Raw genomic sequence first — 18,390 nt, 5'->3', positions numbered from 1 at the left:
GATGAAAATAAAGGATTGAACATTTTAGAATTTACTAACAATAATCTATGATTACGAAAATTTTAAATATTATAATTATTTTCCTATTTCTTACACAAATATCGTGTAATCAAAAAAAGAATTTTGATAGCAAGCAAAAGAATACAAATTTAAAAACGGCCACAATAGATTTTAATACTGATAGTGTTTATTACAGATTGAATGTTGGACATGAAAACAACAATTATTATCAGGATGAAAAATCAAATTTAGTATACTTAGTGACGAGAGAGGTTTACGTTGATGATATAAATTTTGGAGCGTTTAATAATGAAATGAACATGTTCAAGGCAGGAAATTATTCAAAAGAAAACGGATGAATAAAATAACTCTAGCTTGCTATTTTTTGATTCTTTTTTTTATGTTTTCAAGTTGTTTCTACAATGAAAAAAAAATCAAGAAAAAAACAAATCAATAATGTATGATGAAAACATCAATATTGATGAAATAATTAATAAAATGCAAGTCGTGCAATTCAAAAATGATAGTCTCATAAAAAACTATATTTCTGAAAAATTGACCGAAATAGGTGCAGACACAATTGCAGAAATAGGAAAAGACACTATTTTTTGTACAAGATTTATTATAGATAATTATGGGGATATCTTTAGAAATAATCACAAATATTTAATCGTTTACGAGCAAAGCATGATGCGGTCGGGCTACAACTGGTTTTTAAAAACAAATAAAGGCTTTGTTAAATTTTATGAACGAGATAAAGACGGTATCGAGGGGTCGCTTTACATTAAAGATTCAATTTTTGATACAAATAATGACGGAATAAATGAACTCGTTGCTTATAAACACAGAGGCGGTTCCGGACCAGATTACAAAATTATTTATTTTTTAAATGATGACGGCCTTATTATTAATGAAGTGTCTGAAGAACTAAATGAAGATGAAATTAAAAATTTAAGATGAAAAAATTGTAGTTCTGAGCATTCATTAATATAGCTGGTAAATAACCGCCAGAGCAAAGTGCTATTAAAGGAAGATCTCGGAGAGCGGGAGAGCGAGCCGTCTTGTTTGTAACAAAAAACGGTAGAAATAAACAAAAAGTACCTCTGTTAACAATTAATATTTTTTTAACACTATATCGTTTTAGTTATTAAAAAAAATAATAGTTTTGACCTATTAACTAATTTAAATATGTCTTAATTATAAGACCGAGTTAAAGTCTGAAAATCGTTAAGAGTAAGACGTTATAGTATTTTTATGAAAATTATTTCAAGGTTATCAGCAATTCTCTGCACATCACTAATGTTTTTTAAGTTGTAGCGAAGATGGTTCTAGTATCAATGACTCACAAAGTGTTGTATTGAAAGACTCCAAAAGCGCCAACAGACGCGTCATGATTCATGATTTGGAAAGTGTTATTCAAGTTCACAATGAAAAAGAAGAATTTGGCGAATTAGGTCTTTCGTTGGGTTTACGAAAAATTGAAGTTTCTAATCGTTCTGCTACGAAGTACGAATATTTAATTAAACGGGATTATTCTGAGATTAATGGTATAGATCTATCTGAATACAATAACTTGGAAATCTATATTGAAAATGATGAAATTTTTACTAAATTTACTAACTCAACAACTTACATTACAAAGAAGGGTAATGATGCTTCTAAAATAATTATAAATGGCGTTGAGACGACACTAACTCCAACAGTTATGAAAAGTTTAAATCCAAGACTGCATATGGAAGTTAGTAATTTGATAATCATAAGAGATGAAATTACAAATCCTGACCTAGTTGTATATCCGACTCCTATTTACGAAGTTAGTGCTGATTGCAATATGGTTACAGTTTCATTCGGATTATCTAAAGAAACTGTTAAAGCTGATTTGGATAAATTAGCTCAAGATTATTTATCCGCACATCCTGATTGTAGATTGAGAGGCGGCGTTAGCACCTCCTGTATTTTTGACGAGCATTTTTGTGTAGGTACTCAAGCTTATGCTTGCTCTGGTTCAACTTGTAACTAAATAAATTTAAACACTATGAATTTTACTTTATCTGAAGGACAAATCGCTCTGATATCTTTCGTTTTCTTCTTAATCCATGTCGGATTCACAATTTTTGTTATACGAAAAAATCGCCCGCCTGTATATAAGTTAGTTTCTTGTACTGTAATATGGCTACTCCCCTTTCTTGGGATATTAATATTTCTAGCGGTTGACAAGTATAACTACGAAAACCGTAAACAGATTTCCAATTAAAATTAAAAACTTGCAAACTATATCATACCCTAAAGAGTTAAATCTTCTTAGGGTATTTTTTTATGAATTGGTAGATTTCATAGAGAGATATTAAACACATTGATGAGCATGTAACTCAAACATGTGATTCGGCCGCCCGCTCATCGAAGTGTGATTCTTCTAGTTAACACGGAGCTCTGCGATGGTCTCCCGACCTCGCAGCAATTAAACTGTTACAATTTAAATTTGATAAAAATAGATTTTGGAAGAAGGATTTATTATAAAAATGGAAGCCTGCGAGGTCCAGAGACCATCGCAGAGCAAAGGCAGTTTAAAAAAAATCCTGCTCGGTTTACAAGCAGGATTCTAATTTTAATAACCTAATTTTTGTCTCACACGTCCCAAAACTTCATTGGCTTTGGCTCGGGCTTTTTCAGCGCCTTGAAGCAATAATTTATCTACTTCTTCAAGGTTGTTGATGTAAAAATTATATTTTTCTCGTTCTACTTTAAATTTTTCTACGATTAATTCAAACAGCGCTTGTTTGGCGTGACCCCAACCAAAATCACGGTTTTTATTTTTGTATTTTTCCAACATTTCTGCAATTTGAGCATCGGTTGCCAATAATTTATAAATGGCAAAAATTTTACAAGTTTCCGGATCTTTTGGGTCTTCTAAAGGTGTACTATCGGTTTCTATGGACATTACTTGCTTACGCAAAGCCTTGTCATCTAGGAAAATATTGATAATGTTGTTGGCAGATTTGCTCATTTTGCCTCCGTTAGTTCCGGGAACATATTTGGTTTCTTCTTGCAAAAAAGATTCGGGTAATACAAAAGTTTCGCCCATTTGATAGTTAAAGCGGGAAGCGACATCGCGGGTAATTTCTATGTGTTGTAATTGGTCTTTTCCAACCGGCACAAATTCGGCATCATACAATAAAATATCGGCCGCCATCAACATCGGGTACGTGAAAAGTCCGGCATTTACGTCTTCTAATCTGTCGGATTTGTCTTTAAACGAATGGGCAAGCGTCAAACGTTGGTACGGAAAAAAACAACTCAAATACCACGATAATTCCGCAGTTTGCGGGACATCGCTTTGTCTATAAAAAGTAACACGATTAATATCTAAGCCAAAAGCAAGCCAAGTTGCGGCAACACTGTACGTATTTTGTCGCAGGGTTTCGCCGTTTTTTATTTGCGTAATCGAGTGCAAATCGGCAATGAAAAGATAGGTTTGATTTTCGGGTTTGTTAGATAATTCAATAGCAGGAATGATGGCTCCGAGAAGGTTTCCCAAATGTGGCGTTCCGGTGCTTTGAATTCCGGTTAAAATTTTGGACATACTTATATTTTTTATGCTGATGCAAAAATACAGTTTTGTGGGTTGATTTTGAGGTTTTGCATTTTTTTTCGGAATAGCTGATGCAAATTGTTATTTTTGGGAAGATTAAAAAAGGCGAAAAGTTTTTCTTCTAACCCCGATAGAGCCGATATCCCACGCCTGAAGGCAAAGTGAAATTTGGCGTGGATAAAGGCGAAAGCGGGAATTACGATTAAAAGAAGCCTAATGATGGGTTTCTAAAAAATTAAATAAATGCGGATTTTTAAAATTGTTTTCTGGATTTTGTGGCGAATTTGGTTTTACATCCTGATGGCGTTACCAATTTTGGCAATGTTGCCTTTTTTGCTGATTTCGATTTCGAGAGAAAAATGGTATCCGGGCTTTTTTGTGATGGCGCGTTTTTGGGGAAAATTTATTTTATTTTTCATGGGATTCCGCGTAAGAGCTGACTTTGAAGAACAATTAGAACCAGGTAAAAGTTATATGTTGGTGGCCAATCATACTTCGATGACCGATATTATGCTGATGCTTTCGCTGGTGAAAAATCCGTTTGTTTTTGTAGGAAAAATGGAGCTGGTAAAAATTCCGCTTTTTGGATTTTTCTACAAACGAACGTGTATTTTGGTGGATCGAAACAGCTCGAAGAGCCGGATGGAAGTTTTTACGCGTGCGCAAAAAAGGCTTTCGCAGGGTTTGAGCATTTGTATTTTTCCGGAAGGTGGCGTTCCTGATGACGAAAATATGTTGCTTGACGAATTTAAAGACGGTGCTTTTCGATTGGCTATTGAACATCAAATTCCGATTGTGCCGATGAGTTTTCCGGATAATAAAAAACGTTTTTCTTATACTTTTCTAAGCGGAAGTCCTGGAAAAATGAGGGCTAAAGTACATTCATTTGTTTCAACCGAAGGTTTTTCGGCTACGCGAAAAGCAGATATTCAGGAATTAAAACGACAAGTTCGTGCCGTGATTTTAGAGGGGTTGCAAGGTTTTGAAAACAAAAAAAGCGCCTAACCAAAGCGCTTTTTTCTGCCATGTTTACACGGCCTCTAACTAAAAACTATAACAAAAATTTTATTTAAAACTGGTAACTTAAACCAGTGTAAATGCCAATGAAATAAGGCTTAAATCCGCCATCGTTAGCGTTAAAAGTATTGAACTGATACTTAAATCGCGGCTCGAGATTGATTTGAAAATTTTTCCAAAAACTGTAATTAAAACCTAAACCAATATTTGAACTAAATGATACATCGTTAAGGTTGGTAGCTTGTCCTAAACTGGTGGACATTCCGGGTGAAATTACGGAAAGATTATTTTCGTTTAAGAACAAAGTACTCATCCCGCCAATGAGGTTGATGCCAAATTTTTTGTCTAAAACTTTATACGAAACTTCCATTGGTACTTCAATAAATCCCATCGTTTGGTTAATTTGTCCGGGGGTTTTTACCGATGAAGCTTCAAACGAAAGTACATTTGCGGCTCTATTATCTTCAACTATAATGTGAGAAGCGTTTGCATTTATGTTTTCACTTCGTGCCGCTAAACCTGGATAATAAACGATGTCACCCGTTTTATAGCCCAAAGTTAACTTGTTCACTCCAGCCCGAACAGCCCAACGTTTATTAAGATTATATGCCATCCCAACGCCATAAGTCAAATTATTTTCAAAATTTTTAGGGTTATCGGCAAATTCGGCATTAATTGGCGAACCGTTAGAAGCGGAGTTGAAATAAACAGGAGCAACCGTAGAGGTAATTTGCCACCTGTTTATTTTTTCTTCTGTTGCTGCAACTTGTTGTTTTTCTTTTTCAATTAGCAATTCTTCCAACGCATTAGGGACATTGACAACAGATTCCTCCTGGGTTTTTGGGTTTTGAAAATCGTTTTCTTCGCCCAACTTTTTCGGCAATTTTTGGTTCTCAACAGTTTTTTGAGTATTTACGTACTGATTGTCTTTTTGGATGTTTTCACTATTTTTTTCTGCCGAATTATTTTGATTTTTTTCAATAACAGCAATGTTGTTCTCGGTATTATTTGAAACAAAATTATTTTGGCTTTTATTTTTTTCCGAAGCATTGGCAATGCTGGAATTATTGTTGTTTTTTACCAATCTGTTATTCGGTTGCGTTTTCTGATTTTTAGTTTCGGAAGATTTTACAATGCCTGAATTTTGATCATTTCTAAAAACTTTGATTGTAGTATTATTTCTATCCTTGTTTTTTTCAGAAGAAATATCGCCGGAAGGTTGATTGTTTTGTTCCAAATATTCTTCTGTTGCAACAATGGCTTTGTTATTTATTTTTGGAACAATTTTTTCTCCCGATTTTTTTTGTTTGGGTAAAATGTTTTCAGGTTTTTCGCCACCAACCACTTCTATCGTTTTACCGGAAGGATTGTTCAGGAAAAAATTCCCAACCGTTAACCCCAATACAAAAATGGCTGCAACACCCGCAATGCGGTACCAAAACGGTATCACTCTGCGTTTTTTCTTTTTGCCTTGCAACTTGGCTTCGATAGCTGTCCAAAGCTCAGGCGAAGGTTGTACTTCGAAGTCTTTAAACTTTTCCTGAAAAAGCCTTTCTATATTTTTTTTCTCTTTCATTTTGCCGCTGTAAAATTGTTCTGCTTGCCGTGAGCTTCAATTTTTTCTTGTAAAATTACTTTGGCGCGAGCCAAATTAGACTTGGTGGTTCCGGTGGTTATGTTAAGCATTTCTGCAATTTCTTTGTGCGAATATCCGTCTAAAACGTACAAATTAAAAACCAATCGATAGCGATCCGGCAATTCTTGAATAATTTTTAATAAAAATTCAAAAGAAACATTTTCGTCATCAATTTCAATTTCGGCTTCATCCGGAATATTTTCTGAAACAATTTCAAAAACCGTTGTTTTCCTATACTGTTGCAGCACATTGTTTATCATTATTCTTTTTGCCCAACCTTCAAATGACCCTTTTGCGTTGAATTGTTCAATTTTATTAAAAATAATTAAAAAACCGTCTTGCAAATTGTCTTCGGCTTCGGCATAATTCCTGGAATATTTCAGGCAAACCGAAAATAATTTCGGAGCAAGCAGCCGGTACAATTGTTCCTGGGCTTTAACATTTCTGTCTTTGCAGAGTTGTATGAGCTGCTCAATCTTCAAAATAAATTACAATTATTGTGTTACCTCAATTCGGTGTTCTTCAAATAAATTTTGACCGTTAGCGTCGGTTCCTTTGTAAAATTTAAAAAGGTAAAAACCAGTATTGATAGGCGTAAAACGTAATGTTGCTTCTACTGGAGCTTCTTCTAATTCTTGACAATCGTCTTGAATAAGCACTCGTGATTGCATGGCAACTGTTCTAGTAGTTCCATTAGAATCATCATAATAAAATCCTTCGATAAAATGGCAGTCACTGGGTCTTAAATAGGTCACCATAATATTGTTGGTCCTGTTTACTTTAACAGTGTCCGGAAATACGGCAGTTTCGATTGGTAATAATTCGTAACCGAAATTTTGATAATTGTCATCTCCTAATTCGCATGAAATAAATGTGAATCCTGCAAAAAGCGCAATAGTTAATAGGGAAATAATTTTTTTCATTGTAAATAATAATCTTTTTAATAAGATGTAAAAATAAATCAAGGGTTGCGTGAGGGGTACAAAAAAACCCGAAATTTTTTTCGGGTTTTTAAGAAATTAATTTTCTTCCTTAATTCTGTCTTTAATTTTTTGTTCCAATTCGTCGGCTAATTCCGGATTGTCTTTAATGAGCGATTTCACGGCATCACGCCCTTGTCCTAATTTAGTATCGCCATAACTAAACCATGAACCTGATTTTTTTACAATTTCAAATTCTACTGCTAAATCTAAAATTTCCCCAGTCTTAGAAACGCCTTCTCCGTACATAATGTCGAATTCTGCGGTTTTAAACGGTGGCGCTACTTTATTTTTAATGACTTTTACTTTGGTTCTGTTTCCTACCACATTATCGCCATCTTTAATTTGAGTAGATTTACGAATGTCTAATCTCACCGAAGCGTAAAATTTCAAAGCGTTTCCTCCTGTTGTGGTTTCCGGATTTCCGAACATTACTCCAATTTTTTCCCTCAACTGGTTGATGAAAAACACGGTACAATTTGTTTTGCTGATTGTTCCGGTAAGTTTTCTCAAGGCTTGCGACATCAATCTGGCGTGAAGTCCCATTTTAGAATCACCCATTTCGCCTTCAATTTCGCTTTTTGGCGTTAAAGCCGCAACTGAGTCAATCACCACAATGTCAATCGCTCCAGAGCGAATTAAATTTTCGGCAATTTCTAAAGCTTGTTCACCGTTATCGGGTTGGGAAATAATTAAATTTTCGATGTCAACGCCTAATTTTGCTGCATAAACTCTGTCAAAAGCGTGTTCTGCATCAATAAATGCGGCAATCCCTCCAGCTTTTTGTGCTTCAGCGATGGCATGAAGTGTTAAAGTGGTTTTTCCAGAAGATTCCGGACCATAAATTTCAATAATCCTTCCTTTTGGGTAACCATTTACTCCTAAAGCCAAATCAAGCCCAAGTGAACCTGAGGAAATGGTATCTACTTCTTCAACGGCTTGGTCTCCTAATTTCATTACGGTTCCTTTTCCGTATGTTTTGTCTAATTTATCGAGCGTAAGTTGTAACGCTTTTAGCTTTGCTTCTTTCTCTGAACTCATTTTTTCTTTCATTAATAATTTGGCACTTATTTTTCGTAAAAGTACTCCTTTTTTTGTACATTTTGTGAGATAAATTTTCCCATAATTAAAATGGTTTAAGAATGCTTTGCCAAATTTATTTTATAATTTTGGCGAGAATTTTTACAAATATGGAAAAAATTATTTCGTACCCAATTTCAATCGTGTACTACCTTCTTTTTGGAATATGGTTGTTGATTTTTCATCCTATTCAATGGGTTAGTCTGAAACTTTTTGGGTATCAAGCCCATAAAAAAAGCGTGGATTACTTAAATTTTTTTTTGTTGAGAACCACACATCTTTTAGGAACCACTTATAAGGTAGAAAACCGTAATTTGATTCCAAAAAATGTACCCGTGATTTTTGCAGCCAATCATCAAAGCATGTACGACATCGTAGCAATGATTTGGTTTTTTAGAAAATCTCATCCAAAATTTGTCAGTAAAAAAGAATTAGGAAAAGGAATTCCAAGTGTGTCGTTCAATCTTCGTCACGGGGGTTCAGTTTTAATTGACAGAAAAGACCCAAAGCAAGCCATTCCGGCAATTTCTACTTTAGGCAAATATATCCAGCAACACAATCGTGCGGCAGTAATTTTTCCGGAAGGAACAAGAAGCAAAGATGGAACTCCGAAAGAATTTGCACAAACTGGACTTAAAATTTTATGCAAAACCGCGCCTTCGGCAATGGTGGTTCCTGTGACGATTAATAACTCTTGGAAAATTGTTAAATATGGATTTTTTCCGTGTGGTTTGGGAAATCGCCTTACCTTTACCGTTCATAATCCAATCGCGGTATCACAAGTTACTTTTGAAGAATTAATGCTGAAAACTGAGCAAGCGGTTGTGGGTGGAATTAAAAATTAAAAAGTATGTCAACTAAAAATGTAAGGTTAGAAGTAATGCAGTTTCTGGAAAAAAGCATCGACAGGTTCGTGGATGATTTTCTGATTCCGGTAGAAAAAATCTGGCAACCTTCTGATCTTTTACCCGATTCTCAAAACGATAATTTTTTTGAAGAAGTAAAAGAATTGCGAGAATTAGCCAAAGAACTTCCCTATGATTTTTGGGTAGTTTTGGTGGGTGATACCATTACCGAGGAAGCTTTACCAACTTACGAATCTTGGTTAATGGATGTTGAAGGTGTAAATCAAGTGGACAACGGCGGAAATAGCTGGAGCAAATGGGTAAGAAGCTGGACCGGTGAAGAAAACCGTCATGGCGATTTGCTTAACAAATACTTGTATCTTTCTGGTCGCGTGAACATGCGCGAAATTGAAATGACCACGCAACATTTAATCAACGACGGTTTTGACATTGGAACCGATCGGGATCCTTATAAAAACTTTGTGTATACTAGTTTCCAGGAATTGGCAACTTACGTTTCGCATAACCGCGTTTCACAATTGGCAAAAAAATATGGCGACAAAAAATTATCTAAACTTTGCAAATTAATTGCGGGAGACGAAATGCGCCATCACCAAGCCTATTCTACTTTTGTCGAAAAAATATTTCAAGTAGATCCAAGCGAAATGATGCTTGCTTTTCAGTATATGATGAAGCAAAAAATTGTAATGCCGGCTCACTTTTTAAGAGAATCCGGACAAAAAATTGGAACTGCTTTCGAACAATTTTCAGATTCGGCTCAAAGAATTGGCGTTTATACCGCAAATGATTATGTAGATATTTTACAAAAATTAATTGACCGTTGGGATATTTCAAAAATTTCAGGATTAACGGATGAAGCCGAAAAAGCCAGAGATTATTTGATGAAACTTCCGGCAAGAATGGCAAAAATTTCTGAGCGATTGGTTATTCCGGCGGAAAGCCACATCTTCAAGTGGGTTGAACCTGCAACTTTAAAATAACAACACCAAAATCCTTTCAATTTGAGAGGATTTTTTCTTTATAAAAATTTTTTCAAAATGAATGCTTTAATCCACAACACCATCATTTTTGTAAAAGAAAAACTCAAAGATGCCGAAGGCGGACACGACTGGTTCCACATCGAACGCGTGTATCACAACACCATGAATATTGCGCAAGAAGAAAATTGCGACACAACGATTGTGGCTCTTGGTGCGTTGCTTCACGACATAGCTGATAGTAAATTTCACAATGGCGATGAAACCGTAGGACCAAAAATGGCGCGGGAATTTTTAGAAAGTGAAAATGTAGAAGAAGCAATTATCCTTCACGTCATTGCGATTATTGAAAACATTTCTTTTAAAGGCGGAAATTTTGAACGAAAATTTACTTCTAAAGAACTCGATGTGGTGCAAGATGCCGACAGGTTAGATGCCATTGGAGCTATTGGAATTGCAAGGTGTTTTAATTACGGAGGTTTTAAAAACCGACCGCTTTACAATCCGGAAATTCCGGTAAATCTTAACATGACAAAGGAAGAATACAAAAATTCGGTTTCACCTACTATTAATCATTTTTATGAAAAATTATTATTGCTAAAAGACAAAATGAATACCGTTTCCGGAAAAAAAATTGCAATGAAACGCCATGAGTTCATGGAACAATTTTTGGAGCAATTTTTTGAAGAATGTAAGGGAAATGTTTGATTTGTTCAAATTTAAGAAGATCCTCCACCAATCAACGAAGCTAAATCTGTTAAAATATCTGACATCCTAGATTTCAAAAATGAAATTTCCGAACATCCGGAAGCAGTATGTTTCAGAGAGATTTCAACAATTTCTTTCGTTGGTAAAAGTTCGTACTTGATATCTTTAGTAATTATATAGTTTCCCCATGTTGGTAATTTCCTCGCTAATCTTTTGGGATCATTTTTTAGTTTGTCAAAGTTAGATTGCTCAATTCTAAATTGAAATTTCAAGTTTTCTAATTTAAATTTTTTATTATTTATGAAAAAATATTCTTGGTCAATCAAAGCTTCGCCAATTATATTTTTGAAAAAGTAACAACACGAGAAAATCAAAAAAAGGGCTAAACTGATGAAACTGAATTAGATTAGCGGTGTCACTATTGATTTCAAACTGGAAATTTCAGAACTCTCTATTGGAATTACCAGAAAATACGGAAGCCCAAATCCCAACAAACTGAAGTTGTGAAACGGTTTAAGCATTTCCAAAAAATCGATGGTTTACTATTTTCAATTTCGAGGCATTATTTTCCATATAGACTTACAAGATATAAAAGCAATGTCGAACACTAAAGTAGCATTTTCTTTAAAAATAAATTCAATGTCTTATCGCAATTTGTAAAAATCCGTTCTTTTCCCGATATTTGAAAAAACCCAATTCCAAAAAATGAGCAGAACCCTTGTTATCGGCGACATCCATGGAGCATTTAAAGCATTGGAACAAATTTTAGAACGCGCCGAAGTTTCACCTAACGATACGCTTATTTTTTTAGGCGATTATGTGGACGGTTGGGGCCAATCTCCCGAAGTTTTGGACAAGCTTATTCAACTCTCCCAAACCCATAAATGTATTTTTATGCGCGGTAACCACGACGATTTGCTTTTGCAATGGCTCGAACACAAAAAAGACAATCCGCAATGGTTTCAACACGGAGGTGAAATCACCATGAAAAAATACGAAATGCTCGATGACCATTACAAAAACCAGCATATCAAATTTTTAAAAACCCTCAAAAATTATTTTATTGATACTCAAAACCGGCTTTTTATTCACGCTGGATTTACAAACCTAAAAGGAGTAGAACACGAATATTTCCCCAAGATGTTTTATTGGGAAAGAACCCTATGGGAAAACGCACTTTCGCTAAATCCCAACCTTTCGCCAAACGATATTTTGTATCCAAAACGATTTAAGATTTATTCCGAAATTTACATCGGTCACACGCCAACCACACAAATCAATCAAACCACGCCACAACAAAAAGCCAATGTTTGGAACATCGATACCGGTGCTGCTTTCAAAGGACCGCTTTCTATTTTAGATGTAAATACCAAAAATTTCTGGCAAAGCGATCCCGTTTATACTTTGTATCCGCACGAAAACGGACGCAATTAAAACCTTGCAAACTAAACCAATAAAGTTATATTTGTATAAAATTTACAAACCATGAAAAAAATTATCACATTCGCATTGTTGTTAACCGCTTACCTTGGAAACGCTCAAGCTTTTTCGGGTAAAGGTGACGAAAAATTTCAAGTTGGCGCTAACTTCCAAGATCACGCAACCGGAATTATGGCTACTTACGATCATGGAATTGGCGAAAACATGTCCATCGGATTGTACACCACTTATCTTTTAGGAGTAGATGGTGACGGTTCGGAGTTTGGCGATCGTTTCGACATCAAAGGCCGTTTTTCTGCACATCTTGGCGACGTAATAGGACTTCCGGAACAAGTGGATATTTATCCAGGATTAAATTTAGGACTCAGAAATTTTGGAGCACATCTTGGCGGACGCTACTTTTTTACCAGCGGTTTCGGTGTTTTTACTGAATTTACTTTGCCAATCGCCCGTTATGAAAGTGACCCTATTGGATACGAACATCTCAACAACCAATTCATTTGGAGCATTGGAGCTTCGTTCAACCTTTAAAAATACTTCCCGGAATTTTTTTCCGGGATTTTTTTTGGGCATTTCCCAATTTACAAACCAGCTACAAAGCAAAACATTCTGCAAAATTGAATCGCTCCCGAAGCTTCGGGACGCTGTATCTTTTATTATTGCCTTGGTTTTTAATCCGAGGTAATTACTATAAGAGGATGCCGCTTCACACGAGCGAAGGGAACTGATAGAGTAATCGCTAACGCAATTGAACTGAACGAAGTTATTTATTTTCATTTCCTAACAGGTTTTGAAAACTTTTAGGTTGATAACTACTTTTTATTAAAAACTCTCCACTCCAAACTCCCCACTCCAAACTCGCACTGCAATAGCCCTGATTGCAGCGGAAAGCCCGGAGTTTTTGGGAAACAATTTTTGTTGCCAAAAAAGAGCGACTCCCGACCCTTCGGGAGAAGCTCCTTTTTTAGCTTACAAAAATGTTATCTAAAAACGAGGACTTGAAGCGGAAAGCAGGATTAGCTCCTTAAAAAAGCGACAGAAAAAAGGTTTATTCTTGTTACCTTTGCAAAAAAAATTACAATGATGCAAGCGAAAACACCTTCGGAATCGGCAGCTATCTTAACTGATTTGGTTTTGCCGGGCGAAACGAACCCGTTGAATAATTTATTTGGTGGCGAATTGCTGGCGAGAATGGATCGTGCGGCAAGTATTGCGGCAAGACGACATTCGCGCAGGATTACGGTGACGGCTTCGGTGAATCACGTAGCTTTTAATCGTGCGATTCCGCTGGGAAGTGTGGTGACGATTGAGGCGAAGGTGTCGCGAACGTTTAAAACTTCTATGGAAATTTTTCTGGATGTGTGGATTGAAGACCGCGAATCGGGCTTGAAAAATAAGGCGAACGAAGCGATTTATACTTTTGTGGCGGTGGATGAAACGGGACGTCCGGTGGAAATTCCGCCTATTGAACCGGAAACGGAATTGGAAAAACAGCGATTTGATGCGGCTTTGCGACGCAAACAACTAAGCCTGGTTTTAGCCGGAAAAATGAATCCGCAGGATGCAACGGAGTTGAAAGCGTTGTTTATGTAAAAAGAAAGAACCTCGAAAGGTTCTTTTTTTTATCTTGAAATCCAGGATTCTGGATTTAGTAAATCGGCGTTTTGCATGATCATAAATTTGAGGGTTGTGGCACCACCTCTGGTTGCAATTTTCCCGATGGGTTGCAAACGCGATACTTTGGTTCCGGCAGAAACATTTACCGAAGAAAGGTTTTGGTAAACGGTGAAAAATTCCCCGTGTTGTACGTAAACCACAATCATATTCCCTGAAATGACGTGTACTTTTGTGACTTCGCCTTCAAAAACCGCTCTGGCAGATTCTCCGGCTTCGGTACTGATTTCCACGCCAGAACAATGCACAATCAACGATTTTTGAAGCGGATGCGGTTGATCTCCATATTTAAGCGAAATAAATCCTTTGCTTACCGGCCAAGATAATTTTCCGCGATTGGCTTTAAAATTGTTGGATACGATTTTTCCTTCTGGCGTCAATACAATTTTCGATGAATTTTCGATGGCTTTAGTTTCGGCAGCGGTCGCTTTAGGGTTGGCTTTTTTCGCAGCTGCAGCGGCTTTACGGTTGGCTTCGGCAATGGCTTCGCGAATCATTTTCTGAATTTGGCGATCGGCTTCCTTGGCTTCTTTTTGCTTTTTGTTGATTTCTGCCGTATATTTTTTAACGTCTTTTTTGATAGACTGCATTACTTTTTCTTGCTCGGTTTTGGCTTTCTCAAGTTCTTGTTTTTCTTTTTCGTTTTCAACAATTACTTTTTGCTTTTCCTTTTTTTGTGCCGAAAGTTTTTCGTTAAAACCCGCTAATTCCGCCGATTTCACTTTGATTTCTTCGCCTTGATTTTTTCTGTAATTGGCGTATTGCTTCATGTATTGCGCACGCTTATACGCCTGAAGAAAATTTTCCGAAGATAAAATAAACATGGCGCGACTTTGTTCAGAACGGCTTTTGTAAGACTTGACAATCATCTTGGCATAATCTGCTTTTAAAACCTCTAATTCTTTTTTTAAAGCATTAATTTTCAATTGATTGGTATAAATATCGTCTCCTAACAATCGGGCTTGTTTTTCGGTTGTGGCGATTAATTTTTCTTGTAATTTTATTTTGGCAGATTGCTGGACAATTTGCGTCATTACCGATTTTTCCTTTTTCTTCTCGGAGTTTAAAGCGGCTCTTGCGGCCGCAATTTCTTTTTGCAATTGGGCTTTTCGTTCTTCTAATTTTCTTTGTGCATCGCTTTGCGACCACGCCAATGAGGTGGAAAGCAGCAAAACAAGCGTAAGAATGATCTTTTGCATATCGATAGTGGTTTGCGCAAATTTAGTCAATATTAATCTTTTCATAACCATCGGGAACGCTATAAGGGAAACTTAAATTTTCGTCGAAAGTTACGCTGTTGTATTCGATGTTGATTTCGGTTGTTTTTTTACTTTCTTGTGCCATAATGTCGATTTTTGCAGGCAAAACCAACTTAGGATGTTCTTTGTGAGCCGGATAAAATACCGTTAAACTGCGGTTTTTCTCGGCTTGAACGATTTCTTGTTTTTTAATCAAAAAATTCCCGGCTTCGAAGAAAAACGATTTATTGGTTTCGGTTTTGGCTAAATCTTCTAATTTGTACCAACTATTTTCAATTGTGGCTTTGTATTTTCCACGGTCTAAATCGTCCATGGCTTGACCCACGAGCATGTTTTGCACTTTAGAAAAATCTAAATCGGTTCCCAACCATTTGCTTAACGTATTGTAATTTCCTTCAAAAAATTTGCCGTTGATTTTTTCGTAATATTTCACTTCTTTTGGCGTGATGTAAGCTTTTGCCCAAGTGATACCAAGCAATCTGATGCTTACCAAAATCTGCTTGTCTTTATCCATCCGGATTTCGGCCGAAACACTTTGCGACAATTTTGGGTCGCTGTATTTTACGTTAGATTTGATGTAAAGCGTTTTAAAATCACGGTTGATTTTGTAATGATTTTCTACGATAGATTTTGACGAAATGCTTTCGGCTGCATTTTCCTCGGAAACGATATTTTTTTTGGAACCGCAAGCCACTAAAACCATTGCAAAAAGTGTTGTAAGTATTTTTTTCATTATTGTTTTTGCTTTAAAAGTCTTTCGGCTTTGGTGAAATATTCTTGTTTGGCTTTGGCATCTCCTAAAGCTGAAGCCGCTTCGCCTAATTGAATGTTAAAATTAATTTCTAAATCTCGGTTTTCTACCAAATAATCTATTCCGGCAAGTAAAATTTCTTTGGCTTTTTTAGGATTTTTTAATTGATTGAAAGCCAGTCCGGAAAAATAATAAAACTCAGGTTGCATTGGGAAATAATCCAAATACGAAGCACTTTTGGAAGCGACTTCGTCAAACTGTTTATTTTCGGTGTATGATTGAAGCAAAAATATTCCGGTTTCGGCGTCTTGCGGATTGTTTTTAGAATAAATTTCGAAAAATTTTATCGCTTGGGGCCAATTTTTATTTATAAAAAACAGCTGCCCAAATTCTTTTGAAAGTGCGGCTTGTTTATCTGATTCCAGAGCTCCAAAAGCCGTGTCTAAATCAGCCGTGTAGCTGGGATTTGTTTTTACAAAAATTAAAAATTCTTTCAAAATTTTTGCTTTTACATCCGAATTGATTTTTTTGCTCTCGAGTACTTTATTCATGGCCGAAACCGCTTTTTGACCATCATTTTTATTTAAATGAAATTTAAAAAGTCCGATTTGTGCAAACTCCGAATCCGGAATTTCTTTTTCGAGTTGTTTGGCAATTTCGAATGCCTTTTCCTCCTGATTGTTTTCGGCATATTGGTAAATCAGTTCAATGTAATTTGCTTCATTTTTAGGGTCTTTTTTGATGGCTTGCAAAAGATTATTTTTTTCCGAAGCATTTTCGCCAGAAGTTAAGCCAATTTGTGAGCGATATGCATTTCTTTGTGCAGTTTTCCCCGATGTTTCATCTAATTCATTAATCAATACCAAAGCCTTGTCAAACTGGTTGGTGTACATATAAAGCGAAGTCAAATCTTCTTTATATTTGGCATCAAAACCAATTAATTTTTGAACCACCGTAATTGCTTGATTGTAATCTTTTGTTTCGTAAAAAACATCGTACAAACCCACCAAATACCATTTATTCGATGCGTCAATTTTTATCGCTTGATTAAAATTTTCTTGGGCTTTTTGGTAATTTTTAAGTTTAAAATAATTAATGCCTAATTCATTAAAAATGACCGCGTTTTGAGGTTGTAATTTCAAACACTTTTCTAGAGAAAGAATGGCTTTGTCATAATTTTCAATGCCTTTTTGCTTCAAAGATTCGTAGAAATCATCCTGAAATTTATCTTCCGCCAATGCAATTAAATCCGGCTCTTGCTGGGCAAAACCGGTTACCGGAAGCCAGAAAGTTCCGGTTAAAATCGAAAAGTAAAAGATTTTTTTCAGTTGCATTTTTTATTTTATTTTAAAAAAATTATTCCAATACCGAATAATCTCCAATGCTGATGTTGGTAAAATTGCCGTCGAATGTGGCGTGATTTCCAATCATGGCATTGTCTAAATTGGCATTTTTAATGTTAGAATGGGTTTGCACCAAACTATTTTTGATGGTCGAATTGATGACGTGACAACCTTTTCCTAAGGAAACGTTTGGTCCAACAGTTGCATTGATTAAATATACATCTTCACCAATGTAACACGGCGGAATAATGGTTGAATTTTCCAATTTCACATCTGGTGAAACTAAATTTTCGCCGTCTTTTTGTAAAAAGCCCAGCATTCTCGAATTGGTTTCAACCGTTACATTCTTGTTTCCACAATCCATCCATTCATCAACTTTTCCTGGTACAAATTTCATGCCTTTTGCCATCATTTGTTTGATTCCGTCATTAATTTGGTATTCGCCACCGTGAATAATGTTATTGTCTAAAACCAGTTGCAACTCGTTTTTCAAAACGGCAATATCTTTGAAATAATAAATGCCAATCACGGCCAAATCCGATACAAATTCTTTTGGTTTTTCGACTAATTCTACGATTTCGTTATGTTCGTTTAAATTAATAACGCCAAAAGCTTCCGGTTCGTCTACTTGTTTTACCCAAATTACGCTATCGGCAGTTTTATCTAAGTCGAAATCTGCACGAATTAATGTATCCGCATAAGCAATTACGGCCGGACCACTCAAAGAATCTTTGGCACACATAATAGCATGACCGGTTCCTAAAGCTTCATTTTGGTAATAAATGGTGCCCTTTGCCCCCAATTTTTCGGCAATGGCAATGAGTTCTTTTTCTACTTTTTCACCAAAACTTTCGTGAATTACAAACGCTACTTCGTCAATTTTTTGATTTAAAACCCCGGCTATATCTTCTACCAAACGGTGAACGATTGGTTTTCCGGCAACCGGAATTAGTGGTTTTGGAACGGTTAATGTGTGTGGTCTTAGGCGAGATCCTCGACCTGCCATTGGTACTATTATTTTCATAAATTCTGCCCCTAACCCGCCGTGGCGGGGAATTCCTATTAGGGGT

At 36.0% G+C, this 18,390-nt stretch carries 20 protein-coding genes; 10 read left to right on the top strand and 10 right to left on the bottom strand.

All coding sequences use genetic code 11. From position 1 onward, the window contains the following. The first annotated feature begins 47 nt into the window (after positions 1–47). From GV828_RS09325 to GV828_RS09315, 3 genes are all read left to right on the top strand, one after another. Positions 48–359, top strand: coding sequence for a hypothetical protein (locus tag GV828_RS09325; protein ID WP_166537221.1), 312 nt, complete (start codon positions 48–50; stop codon positions 357–359). A gap of 97 nt (positions 360–456) precedes the next feature. Beyond that, positions 457–960 (top strand): hypothetical protein, encoded by a 504-nt coding sequence (locus GV828_RS09320; protein ID WP_166537220.1) that lies wholly within the window; start codon positions 457–459, stop codon positions 958–960. A gap of 430 nt (positions 961–1,390) precedes the next feature. After that, positions 1,391–2,020: a hypothetical protein gene (locus GV828_RS09315; protein WP_166537219.1), complete on the top strand. Its 630-nt coding sequence runs from the start codon at positions 1,391–1,393 to the stop codon at positions 2,018–2,020. 585 nt (positions 2,021–2,605) lie between these two features. Here GV828_RS09315 and trpS read toward each other — a convergent pair. Next, entirely contained in the window at positions 2,606–3,580 is a 975-nt protein-coding gene (gene trpS / locus GV828_RS09310; RefSeq protein ID WP_166537218.1) for a tryptophan--tRNA ligase, read from the bottom strand. Positions 3,581–3,832: 252 nt separating this feature from the next. On the opposite strand from trpS, the gene GV828_RS09305 reads away from it, so the two are divergent. Continuing rightward, on the top strand, positions 3,833–4,594 hold the full coding sequence (locus GV828_RS09305; RefSeq protein WP_166537217.1) for a lysophospholipid acyltransferase family protein: 762 nt from the start codon (positions 3,833–3,835) through the stop codon (positions 4,592–4,594). 64 nt (positions 4,595–4,658) lie between these two features. On the opposite strand, the gene GV828_RS09300 is transcribed toward GV828_RS09305, so the two are convergent. The 4 genes from GV828_RS09300 to recA all read right to left on the bottom strand — a co-directional run bounded on the left by GV828_RS09300 (position 4,659) and on the right by recA (position 8,263). Next, positions 4,659–6,182: a porin family protein gene (locus tag GV828_RS09300; RefSeq protein ID WP_166537216.1), complete on the bottom strand. Its 1,524-nt coding sequence runs from the start codon at positions 6,180–6,182 to the stop codon at positions 4,659–4,661. Further along, entirely contained in the window at positions 6,179–6,724 is a 546-nt protein-coding gene (locus GV828_RS09295) for an RNA polymerase sigma factor (RefSeq protein WP_166537215.1), read from the bottom strand. Before GV828_RS09295 ends, GV828_RS09300 begins: the two co-directional genes overlap by 4 nt. Before the next feature lie 12 nt (positions 6,725–6,736). Next, on the bottom strand, positions 6,737–7,165 hold the full coding sequence (locus GV828_RS09290; protein WP_166537214.1) for a hypothetical protein: 429 nt from the start codon (positions 7,163–7,165) through the stop codon (positions 6,737–6,739). A gap of 96 nt (positions 7,166–7,261) precedes the next feature. Beyond that, positions 7,262–8,263: a recombinase RecA gene (gene recA, locus GV828_RS09285; RefSeq protein WP_166537213.1), complete on the bottom strand. Its 1,002-nt coding sequence runs from the start codon at positions 8,261–8,263 to the stop codon at positions 7,262–7,264. Between the two features lie 149 nt (positions 8,264–8,412). Here recA and GV828_RS09280 point away from each other — a divergent pair, with 149 nt between their 5' ends. Genes GV828_RS09280 through GV828_RS09270 form a run of 3 tightly spaced genes read left to right on the top strand, consistent with a single transcriptional unit; the run spans position 8,413 to position 10,853 of the window. Beyond that, a complete protein-coding gene (locus GV828_RS09280) occupies positions 8,413–9,147 on the top strand; it encodes a lysophospholipid acyltransferase family protein (RefSeq protein ID WP_166537212.1) in 735 nt (244 codons plus the stop codon). A gap of 5 nt (positions 9,148–9,152) precedes the next feature. Continuing rightward, the gene (locus GV828_RS09275) at positions 9,153–10,148 is read left to right on the top strand and encodes an acyl-ACP desaturase (RefSeq protein ID WP_166537211.1); all 996 of its coding nucleotides are present in this window, start codon (positions 9,153–9,155) and stop codon (positions 10,146–10,148) included. A gap of 57 nt (positions 10,149–10,205) precedes the next feature. Then, positions 10,206–10,853, top strand: a complete 648-nt coding sequence (locus GV828_RS09270; RefSeq protein ID WP_166537210.1) for an HD domain-containing protein — start codon at positions 10,206–10,208, stop codon at positions 10,851–10,853. 11 nt (positions 10,854–10,864) lie between these two features. Here GV828_RS09270 and GV828_RS09265 read toward each other — a convergent pair whose 3' ends face one another. Then, complete coding sequence (locus tag GV828_RS09265) at positions 10,865–11,125, bottom strand: hypothetical protein (protein ID WP_166537209.1); 261 nt, start codon at positions 11,123–11,125, stop codon at positions 10,865–10,867. Positions 11,126–11,558: 433 nt separating this feature from the next. Between GV828_RS09265 and GV828_RS09260 the strand changes: the two genes are divergently transcribed. From GV828_RS09260 to GV828_RS09250, 3 genes are all read left to right on the top strand, one after another. Then, positions 11,559–12,287 (top strand): metallophosphoesterase, encoded by a 729-nt coding sequence (locus tag GV828_RS09260; RefSeq protein ID WP_166537208.1) that lies wholly within the window; start codon positions 11,559–11,561, stop codon positions 12,285–12,287. A gap of 51 nt (positions 12,288–12,338) precedes the next feature. Further along, the gene (locus GV828_RS09255) at positions 12,339–12,824 is read left to right on the top strand and encodes a DUF6646 family protein (RefSeq protein WP_166537207.1); all 486 of its coding nucleotides are present in this window, start codon (positions 12,339–12,341) and stop codon (positions 12,822–12,824) included. A gap of 552 nt (positions 12,825–13,376) precedes the next feature. Further along, a complete protein-coding gene (locus GV828_RS09250) occupies positions 13,377–13,886 on the top strand; it encodes an acyl-CoA thioesterase (protein WP_166537294.1) in 510 nt (169 codons plus the stop codon). Between the two features lie 29 nt (positions 13,887–13,915). Here GV828_RS09250 and GV828_RS09245 read toward each other — a convergent pair whose 3' ends face one another. The 4 genes from GV828_RS09245 to GV828_RS09230 are packed head-to-tail and all read right to left on the bottom strand — an operon-like array spanning position 13,916 to position 18,344. Next, positions 13,916–15,166: a murein hydrolase activator EnvC family protein gene (locus GV828_RS09245; protein ID WP_166537206.1), complete on the bottom strand. Its 1,251-nt coding sequence runs from the start codon at positions 15,164–15,166 to the stop codon at positions 13,916–13,918. A gap of 22 nt (positions 15,167–15,188) precedes the next feature. Further along, the gene (locus GV828_RS09240; RefSeq protein ID WP_166537205.1) at positions 15,189–15,959 is read right to left on the bottom strand and encodes a DUF4292 domain-containing protein; all 771 of its coding nucleotides are present in this window, start codon (positions 15,957–15,959) and stop codon (positions 15,189–15,191) included. After that, the gene (locus tag GV828_RS09235; RefSeq protein WP_166537204.1) at positions 15,959–17,311 is read right to left on the bottom strand and encodes a tetratricopeptide repeat protein; all 1,353 of its coding nucleotides are present in this window, start codon (positions 17,309–17,311) and stop codon (positions 15,959–15,961) included. The genes GV828_RS09240 and GV828_RS09235 overlap by 1 nt, the downstream gene beginning before the upstream one ends. A gap of 22 nt (positions 17,312–17,333) precedes the next feature. After that, the gene (locus tag GV828_RS09230) at positions 17,334–18,344 is read right to left on the bottom strand and encodes a sugar nucleotidyltransferase (RefSeq protein ID WP_166537203.1); all 1,011 of its coding nucleotides are present in this window, start codon (positions 18,342–18,344) and stop codon (positions 17,334–17,336) included. Positions 18,345–18,390 lie beyond the last annotated feature (46 nt).

Source organism: Flavobacterium ichthyis, from assembly GCF_009915155.1.
GTDB classification, from domain to species: Bacteria; Bacteroidota; Bacteroidia; order Flavobacteriales; family Flavobacteriaceae; genus Flavobacterium; species Flavobacterium ichthyis.
The sequence above is the reverse complement of the archived record's forward strand: the minus strand, read 5'-3'. Positions and strand labels throughout refer to the sequence as shown.

Excerpts from the sequence above, each read along its gene's own strand:
- GV828_RS09320 (WP_166537220.1), top strand. The coding sequence starts at position 457 with ATGTATGATGAAAACATCAATATTGATGAAATAATTAATAAAATGCAA.
- GV828_RS09235 (WP_166537204.1), bottom strand. The coding sequence starts at position 17,311 with ATGCAACTGAAAAAAATCTTTTACTTTTCGATTTTAACCGGAACTTTC.
- GV828_RS09245 (WP_166537206.1), bottom strand. The coding sequence starts at position 15,166 with ATGCAAAAGATCATTCTTACGCTTGTTTTGCTGCTTTCCACCTCATTG.
- GV828_RS09230 (WP_166537203.1), bottom strand. The coding sequence starts at position 18,344 with ATGAAAATAATAGTACCAATGGCAGGTCGAGGATCTCGCCTAAGACCA.
- GV828_RS09260 (WP_166537208.1), top strand. The coding sequence starts at position 11,559 with ATGAGCAGAACCCTTGTTATCGGCGACATCCATGGAGCATTTAAAGCA.
- GV828_RS09305 (WP_166537217.1), top strand. The coding sequence starts at position 3,833 with ATGCGGATTTTTAAAATTGTTTTCTGGATTTTGTGGCGAATTTGGTTT.
- GV828_RS09300 (WP_166537216.1), bottom strand. The coding sequence starts at position 6,182 with ATGAAAGAGAAAAAAAATATAGAAAGGCTTTTTCAGGAAAAGTTTAAA.
- trpS (WP_166537218.1), bottom strand. The coding sequence starts at position 3,580 with ATGTCCAAAATTTTAACCGGAATTCAAAGCACCGGAACGCCACATTTG.
- GV828_RS09275 (WP_166537211.1), top strand. The coding sequence starts at position 9,153 with ATGTCAACTAAAAATGTAAGGTTAGAAGTAATGCAGTTTCTGGAAAAA.
- GV828_RS09315 (WP_166537219.1), top strand. The coding sequence starts at position 1,391 with ATGATTCATGATTTGGAAAGTGTTATTCAAGTTCACAATGAAAAAGAA.
- recA (WP_166537213.1), bottom strand. The coding sequence starts at position 8,263 with ATGAGTTCAGAGAAAGAAGCAAAGCTAAAAGCGTTACAACTTACGCTC.
- GV828_RS09250 (WP_166537294.1), top strand. The coding sequence starts at position 13,377 with ATGCAAGCGAAAACACCTTCGGAATCGGCAGCTATCTTAACTGATTTG.
- GV828_RS09280 (WP_166537212.1), top strand. The coding sequence starts at position 8,413 with ATGGAAAAAATTATTTCGTACCCAATTTCAATCGTGTACTACCTTCTT.
- GV828_RS09290 (WP_166537214.1), bottom strand. The coding sequence starts at position 7,165 with ATGAAAAAAATTATTTCCCTATTAACTATTGCGCTTTTTGCAGGATTC.
- GV828_RS09325 (WP_166537221.1), top strand. The coding sequence starts at position 48 with ATGATTACGAAAATTTTAAATATTATAATTATTTTCCTATTTCTTACA.
- GV828_RS09240 (WP_166537205.1), bottom strand. The coding sequence starts at position 15,959 with ATGAAAAAAATACTTACAACACTTTTTGCAATGGTTTTAGTGGCTTGC.
- GV828_RS09255 (WP_166537207.1), top strand. The coding sequence starts at position 12,339 with ATGAAAAAAATTATCACATTCGCATTGTTGTTAACCGCTTACCTTGGA.
- GV828_RS09270 (WP_166537210.1), top strand. The coding sequence starts at position 10,206 with ATGAATGCTTTAATCCACAACACCATCATTTTTGTAAAAGAAAAACTC.